This is a genomic window from Hyphomonas sp., from assembly GCF_046313735.1.
Classification (GTDB): domain Bacteria; phylum Pseudomonadota; class Alphaproteobacteria; order Caulobacterales; family Hyphomonadaceae; genus Hyphomonas.
Genome location: NZ_JBKBXW010000104.1, coordinates 1 through 2498 on the forward strand (window position 1 = coordinate 1; position 2498 = coordinate 2498).

Annotated in this window: 3 protein-coding genes and 1 pseudogene; 3 read left to right on the top strand and 1 reads right to left on the bottom strand. The window is 65.5% G+C overall.

Translation table 11 applies throughout. The annotated features are described in order from the left end of the window. Positions 1-149: pseudogene (locus ACK4SV_RS16805) on the top strand (NADPH-dependent 7-cyano-7-deazaguanine reductase QueF); the annotation flags it as partial. Here ACK4SV_RS16805 and ACK4SV_RS16810 read toward each other — a convergent pair. After that, entirely contained in the window at positions 150-788 is a 639-nt protein-coding gene (locus ACK4SV_RS16810; RefSeq protein ID WP_409918995.1) for a nitroreductase, read from the bottom strand. Between the two features lie 141 nt (positions 789-929). Here ACK4SV_RS16810 and ACK4SV_RS16815 point away from each other — a divergent pair, with 141 nt between their 5' ends. Beyond that, positions 930-1634 carry a TetR/AcrR family transcriptional regulator gene (locus ACK4SV_RS16815; RefSeq protein WP_409918996.1) on the top strand — a complete coding sequence of 235 codons (705 nt, stop codon included), beginning with the start codon at positions 930-932 and terminating at the stop codon, positions 1632-1634. Continuing rightward, positions 1631-2498: efflux RND transporter periplasmic adaptor subunit (locus ACK4SV_RS16820; protein ID WP_409918997.1), on the top strand; the 868-nt coding region annotated here is incomplete at its 3' end. The genes ACK4SV_RS16815 and ACK4SV_RS16820, both read left to right, overlap by 4 nt.

A 2498-nucleotide genomic window follows, 5' to 3' on the forward strand; every position in this document is an offset into this window, starting at 1 on the left:
ATTTTACCGAAGCGACCTGGCTGCGTATTTCCGGCTACTGGTATCCGCGCGGGGGCATCCCGATCGACGTCTTCTGGCAGTCCGGCGCCGTGCCCGAGGGGCTCTACGTGCCGGACACCGGTGTCGCCTCCTATCGCGGCCGGGGCTGATCAGCCCTCGGATTCGCGCCAACGCTGGATCAGCGTGGCCGTATCCGGCCGCATCCGTTCCTGCGGCATCTGCGTGGCCGTGCCCAGATAGATGAAACCGGCTATCCGCTCATCCGGGGCGAGGCCGAGCCAGTCGGCCACATCCAGATCATATGCTATCCATTCGGACAGCCAGGCCCCGGCCCAGCCGCAGGCATTGGCCGCCAGCAGCAGATTATAGCACATCGCCCCGGCCGAGAGTTCCTGCTCCCAGGCGGGCGTTCGCCCCGTCTCGCGCGGCGATGAGATGACCGCGACCACGACCGGCGCGCGCAGGAACAGCCCCGCCGCCTCGATCACATCGCGCGATTCCACATCACCTGAACGCCGCCCGGCAATTCCTGCCAGCACCTTGCCAGCCTTGATCCGCTCATCCCCCTCAAACACAACAAACCGCCAGGGCGTCAGCTTCCGGTGATCCGGCACCCGCGTCGCCACCTGGATCAATTCGTCCAGCGCCTCAGGGTCCGGCCCCGGCTCGGCCAAGAACAGCTTGTTGGCGGATCTGCGAAGGGCGAGGAACTGGCGGACGCCGTAATCCGGCCGGCTGGCCAGCATCGGGGTTCCGGGCGAGGGGGGAGGCGGAAACAGCTTGCTCATGGAGCAGGGGGTTAGCGCCGTTCCCGCACAAGCAAAAGATCAAAATCCGCCCGTGGCCCTTGCCGCGCAAGCCTTAACGGCATATTTACTCAAACTAGTGAACGCTGTTCACTAAATGAACGCTGGGTGGAGGCCCGCGCGATGGCCGATACACTTCAGGACGAAAGCCCGGCAGAGCGCCGGCGCCAGAAAGTCCGCGCAGCCATCGTGGACGCCGCCGAACGCGTGTTCTCGAAAGAGGGGGAGGCGGGGCTTTCGATTCGGCGGCTTGCCGAGGAAATCGATTACTCGCCCGCGGCGATCTACAAATATTTCGGCTCCAAGGAAGAACTCGTCGACGAACTCAAGGAGTCGTTTTTCGAGCGTCTGATGACCAAGGTCGATGGCGCCTCGCTCGTCTCGCAGCCCTTCCGCGAGCGGGCCAGTCATTCTTTCGCGAAGTACATTGAAACCGCGATTGCCCGCCCACATCACTATGCGGCAGCCTTCTCGATATCCGCCGAGCGGAACGCGGCCACGCCTCACCATGACGCCCCCGGCGCCAAGCCCTTCGACACAACCCATAAGGGCCGGGCCTTTCTCGTCATTGCGGGCCTGATCGCGGAAGGCCAGGCCAACGGCACCTTCCGGACCGATATGAACCCGCATCTGGCCGCCAAATCCCTCTGGGCATCGATGCACGGTGTCGCCCTGTTGATGATCCAGCTACCCGGCTTCCCCGTAATGGTGCCGACCCCGGACGATCAGCTCAGCCAGGCGGATTTCATACGTTTCCACACCGAACTTATGTTCAGCAGCCTTTGCAAGACCTTCCCAGAGACCCCTTCCAGCAGGTCCGCCCCATGAACGAAGTCTCCGTCCCCCCGCCTTATGAAGAACGCACGCACCGGCCAAGCTGGGCGAAGGGCGTGCTGTTCGTCCTCCTGCTGGCTGTCGCCATCGGTCTGCTCCTCGGCGGCGCGCTGCTGCTGCGCAGCCCGACCGGCCCGGTCGTCGCCAGCGCCGCGCCAGAGCCGATCCGCGCCGATGTCATCCAGGTCGCCTATCTCGACGAAATCGAGGTCGAGGAGCTTTATAGCGGCCTCGCCGAAGCTCGCCGCACCAGCCGTCTCGGTTTCCAGACCGGAGGCCGGGTCGAAAGCGTCAATGTCCGCATCGGCGACCGCGTTGAGACCGGCGCCACACTTGCCCGCCTCGATACCCGCGGCCTCTCGGCCCAGCTTGCCTCCGCCCAAGCGCTGGTCGAGGAAGCCCGCGCCTCCCATCGCCTCGCGCTCGATTCGGCGCAGCGCCAGCGCACTCTGATGGCGCAGGGCCATGTCTCCCAGCAGCGTGTGGACGAGGTCGTCGCCCAGTCCGACACCTCCGCCGCCCGGATCGAATCCGCCCGCGCCCAGGCCGACAGCCTGCGCGTTCAGCTCGATCTCTCGCGCATCACCGCGCCCTATGGCGGTATGATCACCGGCCGCTTCGCCGATGAAGGAGCCATCGCCAGCCCCGGCCAGACCATCCTCGAACTTGTCGAAGGCGGCGACCTTGAAGCCCGGATCGGCATCCCCGCCCGCGCCGTCGCCAACCTAACCATCGGTGAGAACTACAGCCTGCAGGCCGAGACCGGCCCGGTCACTGGCCAGCTGCGCAGCATTACCGGCGTCGTCGATCTCTCCCAGCGCACAGTCGGCGCTGTCTTCGACATCGCCGAGGACAGCC

Coding starts and splice junctions, on each gene's coding strand:
- ACK4SV_RS16810 (WP_409918995.1), bottom strand. CDS start 788: ATGAGCAAGCTGTTTCCGCCTCCCCCCTCGCCCGGAACCCCGATGCTG.
- ACK4SV_RS16815 (WP_409918996.1), top strand. CDS start 930: ATGGCCGATACACTTCAGGACGAAAGCCCGGCAGAGCGCCGGCGCCAG.